Raw genomic sequence first — 2,405 nt, 5'->3', positions numbered from 1 at the left:
TTCGTCGCTACATCATCTGGCGGAACAAGCACGCAGTCGACGAGAAACTACGCGAGATCGTCGACAGGGCAAACGTTGCGTGATGCGGCACTAGATCGGGAGTGCGACACCGAGTTCAAGGGGAAATCAATAATGGAGCCAGGATTGACGAGGCCCGCGGTTACGCACCACACGGCGATGCCCCGCATCCGCCTTACTCAGTCGTCGCCGGTTCAAACCTCAATAGCGTTTGCGTCGAACAAGGATTGGCCTCGCGAGGGAGCTATCCATATCAGATCTGACGTTGCGGGGCCGGCGTTGCCGCTCCGACCTTCCTCGCCGCTGGGGAGGGATCGAACCGACTCCACCTCATACCTGCCGTTTCACCACCACGGCGCCACCGCGCTCGGCCGGGAACGAACCGGCCGTACACGCGACAAGTCGTCATCGCGGCCCACGTCCTTCCCGCGCCGGATCAACAGGTACGTCGCCGCGACCATCGACAAGGTGACGTGTCGGTACCACGCCCGGTATCCGCGGACCTGATAGTCCTTGAGACCGGCTTCTTTTCGGGCGACTCGGAGACACTTCTCGATTGCCGACCGTCCCTCGGCGACTCGGGCGAGTTCGGACAGGATGCAGCCAGCCGGGCCGAAGCACAGGTAGTAGGCGATGTCGGACGGGTCGGTGATCGATCGTCCGGCGAGGAGCCAGTTCCCGAATTGTCGTCCCGACCTGTGGAGGTCCACTGCCGCCCAGTCTCGAACACGATGTCCCGTCAGCTCGTCGCCGTGGCTGAGCCTGTGCCATACCGTCTCCGACAACTCGCCGATCACCTCGCGGGCCGTGCAGACCTGCAGGTGTGCCGTGGTCACGCGGCAGTCGCCCGGAATCTCGAGGACATGCGGGACGCTCCGCTCCTCCAGTGATCTCCGCAGATTCTCCGATCGCCCATAGAGGACGCCGGCAGTGAACCAGGCGAACGGCACGTTTGCGTCGAGAGCTCGGCCGAGCATCGTCTCGGCTAGATCGGCCGGGCTCCGGTACCCCACCGAGTCGTCGATGCCGGCCGCACGGCATCGGTCCCGATGGTCCGTCCATTCTCTCGGCAGGTACAGCTCCCGGTCGATCAGGCCCCACCCTTTCTGGGATGCGTACGCCAGGAAGATCCCGGTCTGGGCGTTGCTTGTCCTTTCGGTTTTCGATACCCAGGGCGCCACCCCGGCAGACCGGTCGCCTCGCTTCGGGAAACACAGGTCGCCAACAATCAGCAGGCCCTGCCAGACATCACCGACCAACTGGACCACCAGGTCACGCACGTCGTCGCGTACGCCATCCTCATCCCACGATGCTGCGTTCAGCAACCGTTGCATCCCCTCCGGGCCGGTCTCGCCCGCCGCCTCCGCCAGGGTCCACCCGTTCTTGCGCTCGATATCGCCCAAGAGGCCGTGGACATAAGCCCACATCCGCCGGCGCGGTTCGACGCGCGGGAATCGATGTGCGAACCGGGCACAGAAGACCTCGAATGCGGGCCCGGGCGAGCGCCCCTCACCACCGTCGGGGCCGGCAACCAATTGCGTGCGATCCGAATCTTTGGTCACGATCTGTCGTTGTAGAGCATCCCCGCCTGCCGAGGAACACTCGACCGCCACAGGTGATGTAGACCACTCCTGGGCATCGAGGGTGGGCTCGGTTCCCGAAGGCAACGTCGCAGACCCTGCGAATCCCACGTTCTGCGCCCCGACCCAGGCTGTGTCGCGGGACGCGCTCTACTGCATCCGTCGTTGAACAGCAAGCACATCGCAGAACCACCCTGTCGACCCCGACAGTCGGCTCGTGTCCCGGCATACCGGATGGAGCCGAAGATGTCGTTGTTTCGTCGTTCCGGGCCTTCTTATGGTTCGCGGTGACGTCGTCACTTCCGCTGGGGTATCAGCCCCTCCGCGACCTACACCTCAGAAGGTTCAGGTGACCATGGACAACCACCGCCGGCAGAACACCGCCGCACAACCCTACGAATCCGGTCCCCCGAGTCCGGAATCCACCATTTCGCGGAAGATCTCGTTCCGGATCGTTCCGATGCTGTTTCTCGGCGCACTGCTCAGTTACGTGGACCGCACAAACATCGGCGTGGCCAAACTCGAAATGCAGGCGGACCTCGGCCTTTCCGAGGCTGCCTTCGGTCTGGGCGCCGGCATCTTCTTCATCGCGTACGTACTCTTCGAGGTCCCGAGCAACATCGCACTTCACCGGGTCGGCGCCCGAATCTGGATTGCCCGCATCATGGTGACGTGGGGCCTGGTGACTTCCTTGATGTCACTGGTCGACAACGAGGTTTTCTCACCAGGAGTTCGCTGACGGCGGCCGGGGACATTCGGGCGGTGTGGCGTGAGATGAGGACGTGGGGTCCTACCTGGTAGAGATCG

The 2,405-nt window shown here is 63.6% G+C and carries 2 protein-coding genes; one reads left to right on the top strand and one right to left on the bottom strand.

The genetic code is table 11. The features are described 5' to 3' along the window. Positions 1–362: 362 nt before the first annotated feature. Positions 363–1,553: an IS701 family transposase gene (locus tag ACWDUD_RS30565; RefSeq protein ID WP_197250758.1), complete on the bottom strand. Its 1,191-nt coding sequence runs from the start codon at positions 1,551–1,553 to the stop codon at positions 363–365. A 505-nt stretch (positions 1,554–2,058) separates the two neighbouring features. Between ACWDUD_RS30565 and ACWDUD_RS30560 the strand changes: the two genes are divergently transcribed. Beyond that, positions 2,059–2,337 (top strand): MFS transporter, encoded by a 279-nt coding sequence (locus ACWDUD_RS30560; protein ID WP_450111770.1) that lies wholly within the window; start codon positions 2,059–2,061, stop codon positions 2,335–2,337. Positions 2,338–2,405: the final 68 nt, after the last annotated feature.

The sequence above is a fragment of the Rhodococcus sp. NPDC003382 genome, from assembly GCF_053589135.1.
This window is presented reverse-complemented; position numbering and strand designations above follow the sequence as displayed.

Bases quoted from the DNA above. Each gene is read 5' to 3' on its own strand.
- ACWDUD_RS30560 (WP_450111770.1), top strand. From the start codon at position 2,059: ATGCTGTTTCTCGGCGCACTGCTCAGTTACGTGGACCGCACAAACATC.